This is a genomic window from Bacillus sp. LH1 (assembly GCF_057924895.1).
The window spans coordinates 1,033,279-1,051,630 of sequence record NZ_CM175007.1 but is presented as its reverse complement, the minus strand read 5'-3'; the positions used below and the strand labels follow the sequence as shown (position 1 = coordinate 1,051,630).

The window sequence follows — 18,352 nt, the reverse complement described above, 5'->3', positions numbered from 1 at the left end:
ATAACACTGTTTATGATTATTTGAAAGCTTTTGTTGCTTCAATTGCTTTTTTCCATCCAGCATATAGCTCTTCGCTTGTTTTCGCTTCCATCGTTGGTTCAAAGCGTTTGTCCATATGCCACTGTTCTTTAATTTCATCTTGGTTTTTCCAATATCCAACCGCAAGACCAGCTAAGTATGCTGCACCTAGAGCCGTTGTTTCGTTGATTACTGGACGCTCTACAGGAACATCTAAAATATCACTTTGGAACTTCATTAAGAAGTTATTTTTAACTGCTCCGCCATCAACGCGTAATGTTTTCAGCTCAATACCTGAATCTGCTTCCATTGCGCATAATACATCTTTCGTTTGGTAAGCTAAAGATTCTAGCGTTGCACGAATGAAATGCTCTTTCGTCGTACCGCGCGTTACACCAAACATAGCGCCGCGTACTTCACTATCCCAATAAGGTGTTCCTAGTCCAACGAATGCTGGTACAACGTATACACCGTCAGTTGATTCAACGCGACTCGCATACACTTCACTCTCACTTGCATCTTTAAACATGCGCATTCCGTCACGTAACCATTGAATTGCAGAACCCGCTACGAAAATACTTCCTTCTAATGCGTAGTTTACTTTACCATCTATTCCCCATGCAATTGTTGTTAATAGACCGTGCTCAGAAGCTACTGCTTTTTCACCTGTGTTCATTAACATGAAGCAACCAGTTCCGTAAGTATTTTTCGCCATACCTTCACCGAAACAAGCTTGTCCAAATAATGCTGCTTGTTGGTCACCAGCTACACCTGCAATCGGTACATTTTGGCCGAAGAAGTGGTAATCAATTGTTTCTCCGTAAATTTCAGATGATGGACGCACTTCTGGAAGCATGCTCTTTGGTACTGTTAACATTTCTAGAAGCTCATCATCCCACTGTAAGTCGTGAATGTTAAACATTAACGTACGTGATGCGTTTGAGTAATCTGTTACGTGTGCTTTACCACCAGATAGTTTCCATACAAGCCACGAATCAATTGTTCCGAATAATAGATCGCCGTTTTCTGCTTTTTCTCTTGCACCTTCAACGTTATCTAAAATCCATTTTACTTTCGTACCAGAGAAGTATGCATCAATTAAAAGACCTGTTTTTTCGCGAACCATTTCGCTATAACCTTTTTCTTTTAACTCATCACAAATTTCAGCTGTTTGGCGAGATTGCCATACGATTGCGTTGTAAATTGGTTTACTAGTTGTTTTATCCCATACAACCGTTGTTTCACGTTGGTTCGTAATACCGATACCTGCGATTTGTTCTGGTTTTACATCTGCTTCGCTTAAGCAAGTTGCGATAACTGCTAAAATAGATCCCCAAATTTCTTGTGCATTATGCTCTACCCAGCCCGGCTTTGGAAAATGTTGTGTAAACTCTTTTTGAGCTGAATGAACAATTTCACCTTTTTTATTGAAAAGAATTGCGCGTGAGCTTGTTGTTCCTTGGTCTAATGAAAGAATATATTTTTTCATATCGGTTTCCCCCTTATGCTACTTTTCTACTATTTGTATTGCTTCCGCTTTTTTTACTTGTCATATAAGAGATTGCTAGTACAATCACAGTTGCGATAATCACATAAATAAGTGCTGAATTTTGTTTTCCTTCAAATACAACTTGATGGAATAAACCTGCAAGTGATCCACCTAAAATTGGACCAACTACTGGAATCCATGCATACTTCCAGTTTGAACCGCCTTTTCCTGCAATCGGAAGGAAGAAGTGTGCGATACGCGGACCTAAATCACGCGCTGGGTTAATTGCGTATCCTGTTGTCCCACCTAATGATAAACCAATACTTACAATTAAGAAACCTACGATAAATGGATTTAATCCATCTGCAAATTTATTTGCACCAATTGCTAATATACCAAATACTAAAACGAATGTTCCAATCATTTCACTTAAAAGGTTTGCAAATGTGTTCGGAATTGCTGGACCTGTTGCAAATACACCTAACTTTGTTCCTGGATCTTCTGTTTCTTTCCAGTGTGGTAAGTAATGTAAATATACGATAACTGCCCCGATAATTGCCCCAATCATTTGTGCTACGATATAACCTGGTACGTCGCTCCATGGGAACGCTCCCTTAAATGCTAATCCTATCGTTAAAGCTGGATTCAAATGTGCCCCACTAATTGATCCAACCGCATACGCTGCAACCGCTACTGCTAAGCCCCAGCCCATTGTAATAACAATCCAACCTGAATCTTTCGCAAACGATTTCTTTAAACTTACACCAGCACAAACGCCGCCACCAAGTACGATTAACAACGCAGTCCCTATTAACTCTCCTAAAAATGCTGACATAGTATCCCTCCACAATCAATTTAAACGCTTTCAAATGTGATAGAGGTAAAATGAATGGCCATTCGTTTTTGTCAAAAGAAAAAGACCCACAGCTTGCACGCTTCTATATAAATTTATATAGAAACAATGAAATGTGGATCTCTACTTTTCTCCGTCACGTTTATTAACTTGTCTATAATGTTAACCGTAAATGAAAGCGGTGTCAACGAAAAAATTCACATTTTCGTCACTTTTTTTGGTAATGTTTCCATAGTTCACGTTTTGATGTCGTAATTGCTGTCGCACCAGCATTTAATGCTCTTTCCACATCTTCTACAGTGCGAATAAAACCACCTGCTAAAATCGGTACACCAGTACGCTCTTTCACTTCAGCGATAACATCCGTTAATGCTCCAGGAAGTACCTCAATATAATCCGGTTTCGTCTTATCTAAAAGATTGCAGCTCTTCTCCATCGCACTCGAATCGATTAAAAAGATGCGTTGTATTGCCACAACACCTTTTTGCTTCGCCTTCATAATAACGCTCGCCTTTGTTGAAAGTAACCCGTACGGTCTAAACTCCTGACATAAATATTCCGTCGCATGCCCATCACTCTGCAAACCATGAATTAAATCCACATGTAAAAACACCTTTTTACAATATTGCTTCGCAAGTGATATAACACTCTTCAATTGACCGACATGAATATCTAAAATAACGATATATTCATACGAACTATGTAATAGCTTTTCCAAATCTTTAATTTGCCTCACTGCCGGCAAAATCTTCTGTTCATGAAATTCCATTCTAAATGTCCCCTTCTTTATGTCATCCTATCCTTTATAGTACACAATTTAAGTGAAAAGAACAGCCAGTGTTGGGGATTTCTTTCAAATCTTTCCTCTATTTATATATTTTCTTCAACTTATCGGAACCTATACCACCTATAATCATGAATACAAGGGGCAAAAGATTCATTACATATGGCCCATCTGCTACAATTGTAATACTTGCTCCAGCAAACTTATTTAGCATCCATACAACGATTTTTGCAATAAACAAAAATACTCCTATCATAAATAGACTATCCAAAAACACCTTCCATTTTGGATACGCCAATTGCTTACTATCTTCAATTATTTTCTGCGTCAATTCTTCATCACTCCTTAGCAGTTCATCAATTGTAATACCGAACAGATCACTTAAATGAATAATAATTTCAATGCTCGGATAGTTCTTTCCCGTCTCCCATTTCGAAACAGATTGCCTGCTCACATGAAGTTTTTCAGCCAAATCATTTTGCGACCAATTTCTTTTTTCCCTTTCTTCTTTTAAACGCTCACTAAAAATCATACTGTGTTTATCACCTCTCTACGTCTAGTATGGACAAATACATAATGAAGAGTAAAGCGAGTTGTCGTTGCGTTAGCTGTGCAACTTGTGCGTTACACCTAAAAATAAAGCTATGTAGTATGTCGATTTCATATATTTTTCTTCTATAATAATTTCCCGAACAATAATACAACGAACAGATACTAGTTAAGACTAGATTAAGCATAAAAAAATACGCCATCCTTTCTTATCATTCTCCAGAAAGAATAACGCAAATTTTCATTTTTACTCATCATTTTTCGGACTATATGAAAACCCCGGATATTTCACAACAGGCCACTTCTCCTTACGCAGAGAATCCATTACTTGCGGCCCAACATGTATATTACTCTCCACTATTTCTTTAGGAGTCAGTGCCATCCATTGATTTAACGATACATCTTCAAAACGATTGCTTCTGAACATCTCTAAAAACCATAATGTTTCGTCACCTGTATTTTGGATATAATGCCCCGTCGCAAATGGTACATATCCGACATCACCAGCTCTATAATCAAATGTTCGAGCTGTACCATTTCCAAGAAACACAGTCATTCTCGCTTCCCCTGTCAAATAATATTGCCATTCATCATTATTCGGGTGCCAATGAAGTTCTCTCATTCCACCAGGCTCAACCTCAACGAGCGCTGCTGCGATTGTTTTTGAAATAGGAAAATTCGTAGAGTCAACAATTCGAACGCTCCCACCAGGAGTCTTAATCGGTTTTTGTTTTAAAAGCTCGTACTTGAACGTTAAAGGAACTTCTCCTTTCGGCGACTGAACTTCCTGACTCTCAAGCGAACCTGGTACCTCTCCCTGATAAATATACACTTGCTCTGAAGGAATGGAATGAAAAGCACTTTCCGGCACTCCGAAGTTAGCCGATAGCACTTCTTTCGGCGTATGTGCAAACCAATCTGAAATAGCTAAAGTAGATAAATCTGAAAAATGCCCATCATCGAAAACGAGTAGAAATTCACAATGTTCCAATCCTTGAATGGAATGCGGAATACCAGGCGGAAAATACCAAAGATCACCTGGTCCAACATCAGCAATAAAATTCCGTCCATTTTGATCAACAGCCGTTATGCGTGCCCGTCCTAAAAGCATATACGCCCATTCTGCTTCTTTATGCCAATGTAGTTCTCGTACTCCACCGGCCGTTAAACTCATATTTACTCCGGCAATCGTCGTCGAAACCGGTAGTTCCCGAGCAGTAATCTCCCGAGACCACCCGCCTTGTTTCAAAATCATAGAAGTGTCCGAGAATGAAAACTTCAAGTTAGGAACTAACCCTGCATCCGTTATAGGCGGAACAAACATATTCGGATTTTGAATATCCCGCATAACATTACGAGGTCCAGAATCAATCGCACCTGCTCCGTCGCTGCGGATTGGTTGTGGCACATTCCTTCCTGCTTCATTAACAGTACGTTTCTTCATGATTACACTCCTTTTTCATCCGGTTATGAAGTAAAAATCCTCCATCATAGTGTATGAATTGGGCTTTAGATGGTTACAGTTACTATGGAGTTACATCATCTGCCTATCATTATCGTTTTGTTCATTTCTCAACTTATACTAGTATGCTTAGCGCTTAGGAAGACAAAAAATAAACTAGAACTAACAAAAAACCCTGTAAAATTTATTACAGAGTTTTTCACCAATTATTTATTGTTTTACATATCGAATACGAACATTATCGTCCATTTGATAAATTTGTAATGTGTTTCCATAACTAATTCCTAACTCTTCACTTGCACCAACTGCACTTACAAATACCCCTTTAAATACTTTATTTTTAGTTGGTTTTACTACCAATACTCTTCGCTGCTTCTTCAAACAGTTTTGAACCTTCTTGTGCTTTACTTAATGATTGATGCATTTTACTCTCGTCTTCTTGGTCCAATGCATCAAAGAGAAGTTGAAAACAATCCGCATACAGTTCCATCGATTGCTTTATCTTCGCCTGTTCTCCCTGTAACTCAGGGGGCGCTTGTAAATTCTTCAGTTTCTTCGTTGTTGCCTTTGCTCCACCTAAACTTAGTTGTATTTCACTTTTCTTTTGTTTGTATGATTTTACGTCTGAATCTGCTATTCCTTCAATTAATTTCATTGTATCTTCAATTTGAGTAGCACTGTTTATGATATCTGCCTTATACCTTTCAACATCAGAACCAGTTACCTTACCAGTTGAAGAATTAGAAGAGGAACTTTGTTGACTACTTGATGAACTACTGTTTGTACCTTCACCTTTCGCTACAGATAAGCTATCTTCTTTCTTGCTATCAGTTGACTTACTCTCTTTTTCAGTAGCCTTACTCTCTTTCTCTACCTTTTGCGTTTCTTCTTTCTTTGGTTCAGCTTTCTTACCATCAGTTTCAATTGTAATACAACCACTCAATAACATAACTGGTAATGCTAAACTTACTAATTTCTTTGCCTTCATGATTACTACTACCCCTTTAGTTGTAAAATTTAATGTGAAAAAGTTAATATACTTAATTAATAAATTTCCCCCGAGTAATTTATTAGAATCTACTACCCATAGATTTCCTGTATATTCATAATCTTTCCATATATAACATTTTACAAAGAATTACATATTTGGTCAAAAGGATTTATGTAGTCCTTAAAAGAAAATTTTAATCACAAAGAAAAGAAGCTAACAATAAATTGGTAACTTCTCAGCTTAAGGAAAAATAGTATCTTTCCTTATCTTCTAATATCTAGGTTGTGATTGAATATTTGTAAGATGAACATCATACATATCAATGATTTCAAGAAATCTATCAGCTTCACGGAAAACATGGTCTGCTAATAATGGATGAATGATACTCTTTATTTTACATTGCTCAATTAAATCACGTGCTGTTTTCTTAAAATCCCGAAGAGATGCAACTGACACGCGATTTTGATCTAAAAATTGATCTAAAAGAGGAGCTGTTTGGGATTGTGGTTTCATAGATTCTAAGTCAATTGCTTGATACATCAATTCATCAAAATCATTGCTAAAATTCCGTGCTGTATCTACAAGCTTTCTTTCTGATGGATCAAGAAGATGGCCAATAAATTTAGCATGGTCTGCCATAATCCTTAAAAAGAAAACATTTTCTTTAATAATAGCATCAGGAAGAGCATCTAATTTACCTTCATTTAATTGTATTAAACGTTTTCTAAAATAATCAGCTTCCCTACTTGTATGGTCAACTAAAAGTGGAAAGTTATTTTGTCCTGGCAATTTACATGTGAGAATTAATCCTAAAATTTTTCGTTTAAATCCCCAAATATTAGTTGCGGCTTGTTGTACTTCTGCATTAAATCTTTTTATTTGCTCAGGATCTGTTTCATTTGTATAAGAATGCGCTATTTGTTCAATATGTTCAAACAACCGATAAAATTGATTCGCCTCTTCAATTAATTGAGTATCCTCACATCTAAATCCCAATCGAAGAAAAAAAGAATGCTCCTTCATGATTCTAGACCAAAAACGAATTTCATTTAATGAACGTTCAACAAACATTACAGACGTAACACCTGTATCAGGATGTAATGAAGTTTCATCCCTATGCATTGTTAATCCCCCCAGTAAAATCCCCGCTAGTTCCATTCTTATGAAGAAAAATATATATAAATGCCATCAATAAAAGTTTATGATGACTCTCTTATACATGTAAAATTAAACTAATATAACCTTAGCTTGATGAACATATACTGCTCCCCCAGAAGAAAAAAAGCTACCACCTAGCCAAAAATCTCTACTAAGTGGTAACCTTTCAAAATTTCTATTAAAGCAATACAGAATCCTTATCACTATCCTGATTACGTTTCTCACGTTCTTCTTCTAAACGCTTCATATATACTTCGCCTTCTTTTTCAATAAACTCATTATCCATATCTTGCTCTTTTTTCGAAGTATATAAAACCATGTAGCCACTTAGTACAATCCCAACAATTACAAGATAAACCCACCATGGTAAAGTTTCCAAATCACTTCATTCCTTTCCTTAGACAAGCCTTATTAGTTTCACTTTATGAGGAAAGAAGTGGATTTATGCTTAAAATTTTTATTGTGGATGCTTCGCGAAAAATGCTTGTACATATTCCATAAACTCAGTTGGTTCCTGACGAAACGGTGCGTGGTATCCTTTTTCAATAATATGAAACGTACTATTCGCAAATAGCCCATGATACAGTTCACCATTTTTCCAAGAAACACTTTTATCATGTCGTCCCCATATAATTAAAGTCGGCACCTTAATTTTATCAGCTTCCATCGCAATGCGGCGCTCTCTCATTTTCGTAAGCTGATCATAATGCTCTTTATCCTCACGACTATTTTTCACTTCATTTTTATTATACTTCGCAATCTCAGTTACAGTTTGTAAGTCCGTCGATAGCGGTGGTACTTCATAACTTTCTTTTTGCTGGAAAGACTCTATCCCTGTAGAATCCGCCAAGATGAGATGCGTCACTGCATCCGGATATAAATACGCTAAATTAAGGGACATCTCTCCGCCCATTGAATGGCCGAGCACCGCAAACTGATCGTATCCGAGCTTCTTCATTAACTTATAATATAAATTCACTTGCGCAGGAAACGAATACTGAAAATCAACTGGCTTAGAAGAACGCCCAAACCCTAAAATATCAACCGCAATAATCGTATGGTCTCGCGCTAGTTCCGGATAAATATCACTAAACCCATCAGAAGAACCACCAAACCCGTGCAGCATAAGTAAAGGAGGTTTTCCCTCACCAATTTGTTTAAAATAAATCGTCTGCCCATCAATTTGCGCCATACTCTCTTTCGTATTCAGCTTCATCATAACAGTATCTTTCACTTCTCCAACCTTCGCAATCGGCTTATCGACGAAATTACAAACAATTAACAAAACGAGCACAATACCGCTAATCATATAAAACTTAAACCGTTTCAAAGTTCCCGTCTCCTTTCTCTTGTTGCTATTTAAAAGTTTTTACATTTTTTGGTTATTTTATGTTCTCTTTTTAATTGTAACCAATACAGTTACAATTAAACTAAAAAAATATAACTCATTTCTGTCACTAATGGTTATTTTGTAACTATTATAGTTACATATTTAAAGTAAGTCAATTCTTTTCTCTACATGGCCTGAAAATAGAAAAAGGGACTTCATGTTGAAGTCCCTTTCTTTGTTATTATAGTTGGCTTACTCCGCCGTCGCCTTTATTATCTGCTGGTGCTCCTCCTGTGTCGCCAATGTTAATGTAGTCTGGTCTTGCTGGTGCTCCTCCTGTGTCACCAATATTAACGTAGTCTGGTCTTGCTGGTGCCCCTCCTGTGTCACCAATATTTACAGCTTGATTTGTAAAAGAACTATTGAATCCAATTGATAATACCCCTACTAATGCAGTCCCAACAATAGCCAAACGAAATTTCTTCATTATTTTAACGCTCCCTTTTCCAATATATTTTTTTGAGCCTTATTATTCATATAAAAATATTTACTTGCCTTAACATGATCATCAAATTCATAAAATTTCAGTGCTAAAATTTCAGTGTATTCTTGAATACAATCCCATAATCTTTCTCTCTCAAAATAAGAAATTCCTTCTAAAATTACATCTTCAATAATTGATACTGAAGATTTTCCATTGAGTTCTTTCAAAATTTTAAACCTATGTTGAAATTCTTTTTCTCCTAAATCAACACAAATATTTAAACCTTTTTCAACAATTGGATTCGCTAAGTTATATTGTCCTAATTTGTAATGTTCACGTGCTTCTACAAACAAGGCTTTAAAGTGTTCTGGGTAATTTTTGGTCACCTCAGATATATGACGAATCGCTAATTCTGAAAGATTTTGACTAGCATAAAGCCAAGCTAAATTATGCCGAACCATTAGCATATATTTTTTTTGATCTGCTTTTTGCAATACTTCCATAGCAGAATTAAAGTTCTCTTCCGCTAATTCATAGTGATCTATGTCTACACAACATAGTCCAAAAGCATTTTCACATAATCCTACTTTTATTTCATAGCCTGGATATTGTAAAAATGCTGTTTTTGCCCTATTCAAGTAATCTATTGCATGAACTTGGTCATATTTTTGATAATAGAAATTCCCCATCCGATAATTAAACTCCGCATGTTCTATCGGATTGGCAACATATTTCAATAACTTCTCAGCTTGCTCATACTGTTCTTTCGCTTCGTTATAATTTGAAATTAATGTGCAATGAAACCCTTTAAAGAAGTGATAATAATAAGCTAAAAAGCCCTCTATTGGAATTTCGAAAGATTCCACTTTATCAAAACTATCTTCTCTAACTGAAATCCAATCAACCAATGCATCATATCTAAAATTCAACAACGCATGATAAAGCAATACATCCTGATCCACGTCCAACCCACTAATCTTACTTCCAATCCCCTCTTTCATTTCCGTAGCTTTCTCTATATTCTGCTGCAACATTACACGATACCAATCATCTAAAGAATGTTTCATTTGCTCCCGCGTTACTACATCTGCTCCCATACACTCCGCATCCCCTTTTCTCCAAAATTAGTATTTTTATACAATTATCAAAATTGTATATTACCACTCCTTTTCTATGCATTGAAAAATAATTGTCAGAAAATTTAATATTTTAATTAATTATACCAAAGTTTTCCTTTTTGATAACTTGAGAAATAATTGTCAGAAAACTTACTAAGATAAATAAAAAAGCAAGCAGTTCCAGCACTCCGCTAAAACTACTTGCTCTCCTACTTACTATCTCTATTTTTACTCTTTAATAAATTCCTTCGTACTTCTCACTGTATCAATTGGACGAACTAATTTTTCAATTTCTTCACGTTTTGGCTCTAGGAATGGAGGTAAAGATAATTTTTCGCCAAGTGTTTCGTATGGCTCATCTCCCATAAATCCTGGGCCATCTGTTGCAAATTCAAATAAAATTTGTGGTGCAACTCTTGCATATAATGATTCAAAGAAATGACGGTCTACATAACCAGATGAAGGAAGTCCAACGCTACTGATTCTCTCAATCCATTCTTCTAATACAGCGCGATCTTCTACGCGGAATGCAGCATGGTGAACCGTACCAAAACCTTGTCGTGCTTCTGGAAGAACCGTATTATGTTCTACGATGACAGATGCACCATTTCCACCTTTATTCACTTCAAATAAATAGAATTCTCCTTCTTGCGCAACCTCTTTAAATAATAAAACTTTTTCTAACACTTCTTTGAAGAAACTAAAGTTTGCAATCCGGATGAATACAGGCCCTAAACCAGTAATTGCATATTCTAATGGAACTGGTCCGTTTTGCCATGGTGTACCTGATTCGATTCCTTTATCAAGTTCATCTGAGATTAATTGATAGTGTTGATCATCAAAGTCAACGAAAGAAAGAGTTTTCTTACCAAATTGCTCTTTAATTCCTGTATGTTCTACTTCAAGACGGTCAAAACGTTTCACCCAATACTCTAATGCTGCATCGGTCGGAACGCGAAATGAAGTTTTTGAAATTTCATTCGTACCGTGTACTCCTTTTGGAATACCTGGGAAGTCAAAGAATGTCATATCTGTTCCTGCACTACCTTTATCATCTGCAAAGAATAAATGATACGTTTGAATGTCATCTTGGTTTACTGTTTTTTTAACTAAACGCATTCCTAAAACGTGAGTGAAAAACTCATAGTTTTTTTCTGCACTACTTGTAATCGCTGTAACGTGGTGAATTCCTTTTAATTGGTTCATTTTATATTCCTCCAATGGGTTTCATTTATATGTTAAAGTTATATATTTTCTTCTATTACTTCTCTTCAATCGGTGCTAAATTCGCTTCAATTTCTGCACGCTGACCTTCTAAGAATGGTGGTAAATCAAGTTTTTCTCCTAAATGTTCCACATCTCCATCAACTGTAAATCCTGGTCCATCTGTCGCAATTTCAAATAGGATTCCGTTTGATTCGCGGAAATATAAGCTTTTAAAATAGAAACGGTCGATGATTCCTGAAGAATGGAAGCCTCTTTGTTTCACCTGTTCTTCCCAATAAGCAAGCTCTGCATCGTTTTTCACGCGAATTGCTAAATGGTGAATGCTCCCTCGGCCCGGCTTTTCAGTAGGACCATCTAAATATTTCACAACGATTTCTCCAAAAACCTCTCCTTTAATGGACTGGAAAATTGCTTCTTGATCATTTCGGCTAACCTCTGTATAACCAAACATGTCTGTAAGTGTACTCGCCATTTTATCAAGTCTACGAACTGTCATTTCCACAGAACCCATTCCTTGAATTTGATGCTTTGCAGGAACTTCTGATTTCTCCCAAGTTTCCCAGTGCTCTACTTTTTCTCCGTTTGAAACGAGTAGTACTAAGCGAAGACCTTCAGCATCCTCAAATTGCAAAGCAGGACGATTTGCATATGTTGTTATTTCACTATGTTTCACATCAAATTTCTCAAATCGTTCTTTCCAGTAATGTAAGCTTTCCTGTGAAGGAACGAGTAATCCAATTCGAGTAATGGCATTCGTGCCGCGATATGTTCTTCCTACTAATGGAATTTCAAAAAATGATAATTCCGTGCCTGGACTTCCTGTTTTATCTCCATAAAATAAGTGGTACATTGACGGATCATCTTGGTTTACTGTCATTTTCACACGACGTAAGCCAAGCACGTTTTTATAAAAGTGATTATTTTCATTTGCATTTTTCGTAACCATTGAAATGTGATGATGCCCTTTAATTTCATACATTGGTTATTCCTCCGTTTCGTTTTACTAGTCAAGTGATAACTAAAAAAATAACATTTCCCACAACTAATATGGTTTTTAGCTTTTCAATTTATTCTTAATTATGTTTTTGTAAATTCATCTTAGTTTTTACTGTATAAGTTACTTTGTTTTTAATCGAAAACAACTGAGTGTATGTTTTTCATATGACTCAATCGCTTTCGTTACTATCACTTTACACCTCAAGTGATTAAAAAGCAAGAGATTTATCTCAAATTCGAGATATTTTTTGTATCATACTATTTACTTCCTATAAAAATAGCCTCACTAAGCTTTTAAAACTTAATGAGGCCACTTTATTCACACTATTAATTATGGAACGACGGTTTATAAAACGAACGATTATCAAGCGCAAAGACACGCTCTGTATATTCGCCTGGTTTTGTGCGTCCTAATGCGCGGTCCATCATGTTCATTTTTGCATCTAAGTTATCGATGTAATGCAGAATTTCTGCTTCTTTTACTAATGGTGGTTTTGGACTACCCCATTCTGCTTTTCCGTGGTGAGAAAGGACGATGTGTTGAAGAATTAATACTTCTTCTGCATCGATTTGCAATTCGTCTGCCGCTTTACCAATTTCGTTCACCATAATCGAAATGTGGCCTAGTAAATTTCCTTCTAACGTATACGTTGTAGAAATTGGGCCAGATAATTCGATTACTTTACCAAGGTCATGTAAAATAACGCCTGCATATAGTAAGTCTTTATCTAACGATGGGTATAGATTTGAGATAGCTTTCGCTAAATCAAGCATCGATACGACGTGATAAGCTAGTCCAGATACGAACTCGTGATGGTTCTTTGTCGCTGCTGGATAGTCTAAAAATTCGTTTTGATGCTTATTTAATAAATGTCTTGTTAGACGTTGAATGTTCGGGTTTCTCATTTCAAATATGTATTGCGTAATTTTCTCAACCATATCTTCTTTTTTCACTGGTGCTTTTTCTACGAAGTCTGAGATGTCTGTTACTTCATTTTCATTCGCAACACGGATTTGTTTCACACGTAATTGAATACGTCCTTTGTAGTTTAAAATATCTCCAGCTACTTTCACGATTGTTTCCGCTACATATTGTTTCTCAACTTCTGGTGATACGTCCCACAATTTTGCTTCAATATCTCCACTTGGATCTTGTAAGATTACTGTTAAAAACGGCTTTCCATTGCTTGCGATACCTTTTGTCGCTGTTTTAATTAACAAGAAAATATCGACTTGTTCACCAACTTCATACTCTGCAATTTTCTTTTTCATTCGAATTCCTCCACCAAATCAGTTACTTTTAGTATAGCACACTACAACTCATTTTCTTTACGCATATGTGTTAATTTTATAATCTGTTTTTCTGTAAAATAGGCGAGTAAATGCGCATGACATGTAAAGAATATGACTTGTCTATCCTTTGCAATTTCCTTTATAAGTTCAATCGTTCGATTCGTCCTTACCGCGTCAAAGTGCACGAAACTATCATCAATAATAAATGGGTAATCATGCTCAAATGTTTTTGCTAGTGCAAATCTCAGCGATAAATATAACTGCTCCGCTGTCGCTTGGCTTAGTTCATGACTGTAAAAACGCATACCATCGTTACGCTCTACAATAAACGGCTCTGACTCTGACGGTGAAAAGATTTTACTATATCGTCCGCCTGTTAAATAGACGAAATACTCTTCTGACTTTTGTAAAATACGAGGAAGATGTACTTCATGATAATATTGCTTCGTTTTCGTTAACACCGTTTTTGCGGCCGCATAAGCAGCCCACTTCTTCACTTGTTCACGCACTTGCGCTTTTTTCATTTCCCATTCATGCATTAAATCGCCGTACGTACTACCTTCTTCTAAATTCGCAATTTCCATACGATGTTTCGCAATACGCTCTGTCAGTTCTTTCTCTTGCGCCAGACAGTTTTGCACGACTGTCAGTTCTTGCTTTAATTTTCCGTCATAACCGTCAGCTTCGTAATGTTCAGCTAATGATAAACCCGTTAAACGCTGTTCTAACAGATCAATTTGCGGTAATAAACGCCCCACTTGTTTCTCTGCATCTTCACGTTTTTCCGCTAGTTTACCTGCTTCTAAAAACATCTCTTCATCTGTAGACGCTGCAATATGCCATAAACTGTCTCTTTCTACTAGTAATTGCTTTAATTGTTCTTGCATAAACTCATATTCTTCTTGCCATTCCGCCAGTTTTTCTTTTAACTGCTTACAAGTTTGGCGCTTCTCTTTCTCATTTTGCATACGGCTTTGTGCCTCGTGTAGCTTACTATACTCCGCACTACCGATAACAGTTTCTAGTTTATGTTCAAATTGCGAAATCATTTCATATAATGAAGATTTTCGCGTGCCTTGTTTCTCTAATTCACGATATAATTGCTGCATTTTTTCCATACGCTCAAACGCCGGCAATATGTGTGCATACGTATAAAATTCAGGAAACATATAGCGCGTTTTATATGCATCGACTTGTTCTCCCGCCTGGAACGTTTCTCTCTCCCATTCCTCATACGATGAAACGACTTTATCATACGCTCGTTCCAACTGCTGTAACTTATAAGACTCGCGCTCAAATAATTTACGTATCTCTTCATCTTTTTCTAACTGATAGCGAACAGACATCGCTTCTTCACTTTGTCTCCCGCCGGCACTTTGCTGAAGTGTAAGGAGCTCTTCTTGTAATCCATTTGATGGATCTTTATATAAAACAAGGGCGAGAACAATCCCTACAAAAACAATGACACTAATAAATAAGAGCGCTCGGTTATCTATAAATAAGCTTGTGAATAAAACGCCTGTGTTAATAAGAAGTAACAGAAGACAAACTCTTTGCCACTGCTTTTTCTTTTGCTTAGCTGCTCCTGCTTTTTCCTCATACTTGCGCTTCATTCTCTCTGCGCCCATACCGATAAACGCCGCATCTTGGAACGATTTCTCTTTCTCAACTAACACATTTCTCTCTTCATCCACTAACATTTGTTTCTTAATCTGTCTTATATTTTCTTCTTGTTCTTCTAATTGCTCTTGCGCTACTTTAAAACGATCATCGAGCTGTGCTTTTTGCGTTTCTAATTCGCGCGCCTTTTGCACTGTTTGCGTAATTAACTCTTTCGTTGCCAAACTCATATCAAATGAAAGAACTGTTTCCTTTTCAAAAGTAGTACCAATTTGCTGTTCTAGTTCTGCGATTTCTTCTTTTATATTCGTAATATTCCCGCTCATATCACGCATTTCTTGGCGTGCATTTTCGTAAGACATATGCTGCATACGAAGTTCTTCTACATAACTTTCTTTTTGTAAAAACTCTTCATCTATTTGAATCGAGGCAATTTCCGATTGCACTGTCTCAATTTTCTTGTGGAGCGAATCAACTTGTAATTGAAGCGGCTCCATCTTCGCCTTCATTGCTTCATAACGCGCTATTCCGTTTACAGGAAACTGTCCGCTCTCGTTCTCTAACACTTTCTCATGCGCACGTTTTTCAATAACGAGTGGCTCAAGCGCTGCTAATATTTCATAATCTTGCTTTCGCTTTTCTGCACTCTCTTTCTCCACGCGAACAGAAGCAAGCTTCTCTTCACTTTCTTTTAACTGCTCTACTTGTTTTTCATACGTGCCAATTTTTCCTTGCCACTCTTTCATCTTCTCTTCAAGTTTCTTCATCTCTTGCAATGACACGTTAATTTCTGGTTTACGACCACTCGGCTTGAAGCGCTGGTCCATTTCTTTTTCTAGCTTTTTATCTAACTGCAATAGCGCATCACTTCCGACTGCACTTGCCGAAAATAAATAATTGCCAATATCCGCTTCGCCAAGCTGATGAATATTTTGAAGGCCATGCATATCAAATGAAAAGACAGATTCAAATAAACTTTCATTCATCCCGCTTAATATATCGTTTAAAATTTCTTCTCCGCCCGTTTTCCCGTCTTCAAAATAAATGGTCACCTCGCCAGCTGCCGTCTTTGGCAATCGCTCAATTTTCAAACGACTGTACTGCTCTGTTTGCACAGTCATCGCACCGCCATACTTACCACCTTCTTTCGGCTCATAACGGCGCTGTCCTCTCGTCGGAAAACCGAATAAAATACTTTTCATAAATGAGCGAATTGTCGATTTCCCCGCTTCATTTTCACCGTATAACACCGTCAGCAATGAAAGATCCATTTCCACATTTTCTAATTTTCCGTACCCATAAATATGGAGTTTTTCAATTCTCATTTTTTATCCCTCTCTTGCTGGAATAATTGCTCTAAAATAATATTTTCTGCTTCCTTTTGAATCTCTTTCTTCTCTTCTTCTGTAAAAGATTCAATACTATTACGCGCTACAGGAGATGTCCAAATGGTGCGCAATACGCCGTCCATATTGCTAAAAGCTTCTAACTCCTTTAGCACACTACCGACGAAATGATTTTCCGCTTTCAAACGTTCGATTTCCGCAAAAGAAACCGTCTCATTTTTCCACTTCATCGCATATACAAAATCTTTTCGCTCTTCGCCAGATGCTAAAATGTGAAAAATCTCTTCCACGCGCTTTTCGTCACGCAAATAAGGTGAAAGTGGACCTTGTCCTGTGAATACGACAGTTAATAGCGTACCTTCCTCTTCTCTTCGGCATTCATTCATCGCAGTAGATAGGCTCGTCATAAGTTCATCAACAGTTTCAAGTCTATCAATACAAACTTCGATTTCATCCCATACAACATCTGCCGTATGGAAAAATGAACATTGCGTTCCTTGTTTCGTAAGTTCAATAAGGTACGCACCCTTCTCGCCTGTTTCCTTACGATGACGACCTTGTATGTTCCCTGGATAAATAATGCATGGTTCTTCTGATAAAATTTCACGTTTATGTATATGGCCAAGAGCCCAATAATCAAACTGTTTTTCTTTCAACTCACGAATTTGAAACGGTGCATAGCGATTATGCTCTGCATCTCCTTCCACACTTCCGTGAAGCATGCCAATATGAAAAGGCGCATCACTCATTTTCGTATACTGCGCTGTCATATTATCCGTTACCGCTTGCTGCAAATAACTAAAACCATAAATAGAAGCTAATAGCTCACCATTTTTATAAAATGATTTCTCTTCTACATAAGGCTCAGTAAATACATGAACATTTTCCGGAAACTTAATTGCTGCCCAGCTTCCCCCTAAATGATCATGGTTACCGTGAATAATAAAAACAGGGATATCGTACTGCGAAAGTCTCTTCATTTGCTCACGCACAAACACTTGCGCCCTCAAACTTCTCGTCTCCGCATCATACAAATCCCCAGCTAGTAATACGAAATCAACGCGCTCTTGAATCGCTTTATCAACAATACGCTCAAATGATTCAAACGTACTTTGCTTCATTCTCTCCCAAACAGACTGCCCAACATTCATCTCCATCCCTTTAAACGGACTATCCAAATGTAAATCAGCCGCATGTATAAACTTTACTTGTTTCACAAATAACGATCCTTTCTATCTTTCAAAAGTTTCATTTTATTAAAATTAAAATCGCTGAAAACTAATACTCATCGAGAATAAAAATATTCTCGATGAGTAAAGTTTCATTCTATTTTACCACGCAATGTCATATATTTCTTTGCATATTGTAGCGTTTTATGTCAAAATAATTATAAGATTCTGATTTTAATTATTGGAGGGAATTTTCATGGGAGTATACGTTCTAACAGTCTTTGAAAAAGATGGTTCAAAAGCATTAGACGAATCATTCGAGGCGGCAACTGAAAAAGAAGCAAAAGCAAAAGGTGAATCTATCTTACAAGAAAAAGGATTGTATGAAAAAACACATCGCTGTACATCTACTGCAGGTAAGCTCGTTTTATTCCAGCGCTAAAAAAAAGAAGCGTCATCCGCTTC

18 protein-coding genes are annotated in these 18,352 nt (G+C 36.9%); 1 reads left to right on the top strand and 17 read right to left on the bottom strand.

Annotated elements, in window-relative coordinates; genetic code table 11:
- Window positions 1-16: 16 nt before the first annotated feature.
- From glpK to ACX9TM_RS05455, 17 genes are all read right to left on the bottom strand, one after another.
- Complete coding sequence (gene glpK / locus ACX9TM_RS05535; protein ID WP_000760011.1) at window positions 17-1,507, bottom strand: glycerol kinase GlpK; 1,491 nt, start codon at window positions 1,505-1,507, stop codon at window positions 17-19.
- Between the two features lie 13 nt (window positions 1,508-1,520).
- Window positions 1,521-2,342 (bottom strand): glycerol uptake facilitator protein GlpF, encoded by an 822-nt coding sequence (gene glpF, locus ACX9TM_RS05530; protein WP_001272200.1) that lies wholly within the window; start codon window positions 2,340-2,342, stop codon window positions 1,521-1,523.
- Window positions 2,343-2,568: 226 nt separating this feature from the next.
- Window positions 2,569-3,129 (bottom strand): glycerol uptake operon antiterminator GlpP, encoded by a 561-nt coding sequence (gene glpP, locus ACX9TM_RS05525; RefSeq protein ID WP_000394285.1) that lies wholly within the window; start codon window positions 3,127-3,129, stop codon window positions 2,569-2,571.
- A gap of 97 nt (window positions 3,130-3,226) precedes the next feature.
- Window positions 3,227-3,676 (bottom strand): helix-turn-helix domain-containing protein, encoded by a 450-nt coding sequence (locus ACX9TM_RS05520; protein ID WP_065381838.1) that lies wholly within the window; start codon window positions 3,674-3,676, stop codon window positions 3,227-3,229.
- Between the two features lie 264 nt (window positions 3,677-3,940).
- Window positions 3,941-5,137, bottom strand: a complete 1,197-nt coding sequence (locus tag ACX9TM_RS05515) for an oxalate decarboxylase family bicupin (RefSeq protein WP_065381837.1) — start codon at window positions 5,135-5,137, stop codon at window positions 3,941-3,943.
- 228 nt (window positions 5,138-5,365) lie between these two features.
- Window positions 5,366-5,515 carry a hypothetical protein gene (locus ACX9TM_RS05510; protein WP_000260576.1) on the bottom strand — a complete coding sequence of 50 codons (150 nt, stop codon included), beginning with the start codon at window positions 5,513-5,515 and terminating at the stop codon, window positions 5,366-5,368.
- Window positions 5,496-6,143 carry a DUF7018 domain-containing (lipo)protein gene (locus tag ACX9TM_RS05505; RefSeq protein WP_063220309.1) on the bottom strand — a complete coding sequence of 216 codons (648 nt, stop codon included), beginning with the start codon at window positions 6,141-6,143 and terminating at the stop codon, window positions 5,496-5,498. Before ACX9TM_RS05505 ends, ACX9TM_RS05510 begins: the two co-directional genes overlap by 20 nt.
- Before the next feature lie 273 nt (window positions 6,144-6,416).
- On the bottom strand, window positions 6,417-7,268 hold the full coding sequence (locus ACX9TM_RS05500; RefSeq protein ID WP_000554479.1) for a DUF2935 domain-containing protein: 852 nt from the start codon (window positions 7,266-7,268) through the stop codon (window positions 6,417-6,419).
- Window positions 7,269-7,482: 214 nt separating this feature from the next.
- On the bottom strand, window positions 7,483-7,683 hold the full coding sequence (locus tag ACX9TM_RS05495; RefSeq protein WP_000449223.1) for a sporulation YhaL family protein: 201 nt from the start codon (window positions 7,681-7,683) through the stop codon (window positions 7,483-7,485).
- 78 nt (window positions 7,684-7,761) lie between these two features.
- Entirely contained in the window at window positions 7,762-8,634 is an 873-nt protein-coding gene (locus tag ACX9TM_RS05490; protein WP_065211954.1) for an alpha/beta fold hydrolase, read from the bottom strand.
- A 241-nt stretch (window positions 8,635-8,875) separates the two neighbouring features.
- Window positions 8,876-9,121, bottom strand: coding sequence for a Phr family secreted Rap phosphatase inhibitor (locus ACX9TM_RS05485; RefSeq protein WP_000714514.1), 246 nt, complete (start codon window positions 9,119-9,121; stop codon window positions 8,876-8,878).
- Window positions 9,121-10,215 carry a response regulator aspartate phosphatase gene (locus ACX9TM_RS05480; protein WP_065381836.1) on the bottom strand — a complete coding sequence of 365 codons (1,095 nt, stop codon included), beginning with the start codon at window positions 10,213-10,215 and terminating at the stop codon, window positions 9,121-9,123. Before ACX9TM_RS05480 ends, ACX9TM_RS05485 begins: the two co-directional genes overlap by 1 nt.
- Window positions 10,216-10,464: 249 nt before the next feature.
- Entirely contained in the window at window positions 10,465-11,442 is a 978-nt protein-coding gene (locus tag ACX9TM_RS05475) for a ring-cleaving dioxygenase (RefSeq protein WP_001072554.1), read from the bottom strand.
- A gap of 55 nt (window positions 11,443-11,497) precedes the next feature.
- On the bottom strand, window positions 11,498-12,442 hold the full coding sequence (locus tag ACX9TM_RS05470) for a ring-cleaving dioxygenase (protein WP_065381835.1): 945 nt from the start codon (window positions 12,440-12,442) through the stop codon (window positions 11,498-11,500).
- A gap of 344 nt (window positions 12,443-12,786) precedes the next feature.
- On the bottom strand, window positions 12,787-13,731 hold the full coding sequence (gene yhaM / locus ACX9TM_RS05465; RefSeq protein WP_000726638.1) for a 3'-5' exoribonuclease YhaM: 945 nt from the start codon (window positions 13,729-13,731) through the stop codon (window positions 12,787-12,789).
- A 41-nt stretch (window positions 13,732-13,772) separates the two neighbouring features.
- Window positions 13,773-16,697 (bottom strand): ATP-binding protein, encoded by a 2,925-nt coding sequence (locus ACX9TM_RS05460; RefSeq protein WP_065381834.1) that lies wholly within the window; start codon window positions 16,695-16,697, stop codon window positions 13,773-13,775.
- Window positions 16,694-17,935: a metallophosphoesterase family protein gene (locus tag ACX9TM_RS05455; RefSeq protein WP_065381833.1), complete on the bottom strand. Its 1,242-nt coding sequence runs from the start codon at window positions 17,933-17,935 to the stop codon at window positions 16,694-16,696. The genes ACX9TM_RS05460 and ACX9TM_RS05455 overlap by 4 nt, the downstream gene beginning before the upstream one ends.
- Window positions 17,936-18,143: 208 nt before the next feature.
- On the opposite strand from ACX9TM_RS05455, the gene ACX9TM_RS05450 reads away from it, so the two are divergent.
- Window positions 18,144-18,329, top strand: coding sequence for a YhzD family protein (locus ACX9TM_RS05450; protein ID WP_000539552.1), 186 nt, complete (start codon window positions 18,144-18,146; stop codon window positions 18,327-18,329).
- Window positions 18,330-18,352 lie beyond the last annotated feature (23 nt).

Coding starts and splice junctions, on each gene's coding strand:
- glpK (WP_000760011.1), bottom strand. CDS start 1,507: ATGAAAAAATATATTCTTTCATTAGACCAAGGAACAACAAGCTCACGC.
- glpF (WP_001272200.1), bottom strand. CDS start 2,342: ATGTCAGCATTTTTAGGAGAGTTAATAGGGACTGCGTTGTTAATCGTA.
- glpP (WP_000394285.1), bottom strand. CDS start 3,129: ATGGAATTTCATGAACAGAAGATTTTGCCGGCAGTGAGGCAAATTAAA.
- ACX9TM_RS05520 (WP_065381838.1), bottom strand. CDS start 3,676: ATGATTTTTAGTGAGCGTTTAAAAGAAGAAAGGGAAAAAAGAAATTGG.
- ACX9TM_RS05515 (WP_065381837.1), bottom strand. CDS start 5,137: ATGAAGAAACGTACTGTTAATGAAGCAGGAAGGAATGTGCCACAACCA.
- ACX9TM_RS05505 (WP_063220309.1), bottom strand. CDS start 6,143: ATGAAGGCAAAGAAATTAGTAAGTTTAGCATTACCAGTTATGTTATTG.
- ACX9TM_RS05500 (WP_000554479.1), bottom strand. CDS start 7,268: ATGCATAGGGATGAAACTTCATTACATCCTGATACAGGTGTTACGTCT.
- ACX9TM_RS05485 (WP_000714514.1), bottom strand. CDS start 9,121: ATGAAGAAATTTCGTTTGGCTATTGTTGGGACTGCATTAGTAGGGGTA.
- ACX9TM_RS05480 (WP_065381836.1), bottom strand. CDS start 10,215: ATGGGAGCAGATGTAGTAACGCGGGAGCAAATGAAACATTCTTTAGAT.
- ACX9TM_RS05475 (WP_001072554.1), bottom strand. CDS start 11,442: ATGAACCAATTAAAAGGAATTCACCACGTTACAGCGATTACAAGTAGT.
- ACX9TM_RS05470 (WP_065381835.1), bottom strand. CDS start 12,442: ATGTATGAAATTAAAGGGCATCATCACATTTCAATGGTTACGAAAAAT.
- yhaM (WP_000726638.1), bottom strand. CDS start 13,731: ATGAAAAAGAAAATTGCAGAGTATGAAGTTGGTGAACAAGTCGATATT.
- ACX9TM_RS05460 (WP_065381834.1), bottom strand. CDS start 16,697: ATGAGAATTGAAAAACTCCATATTTATGGGTACGGAAAATTAGAAAAT.
- ACX9TM_RS05450 (WP_000539552.1), top strand. CDS start 18,144: ATGGGAGTATACGTTCTAACAGTCTTTGAAAAAGATGGTTCAAAAGCA.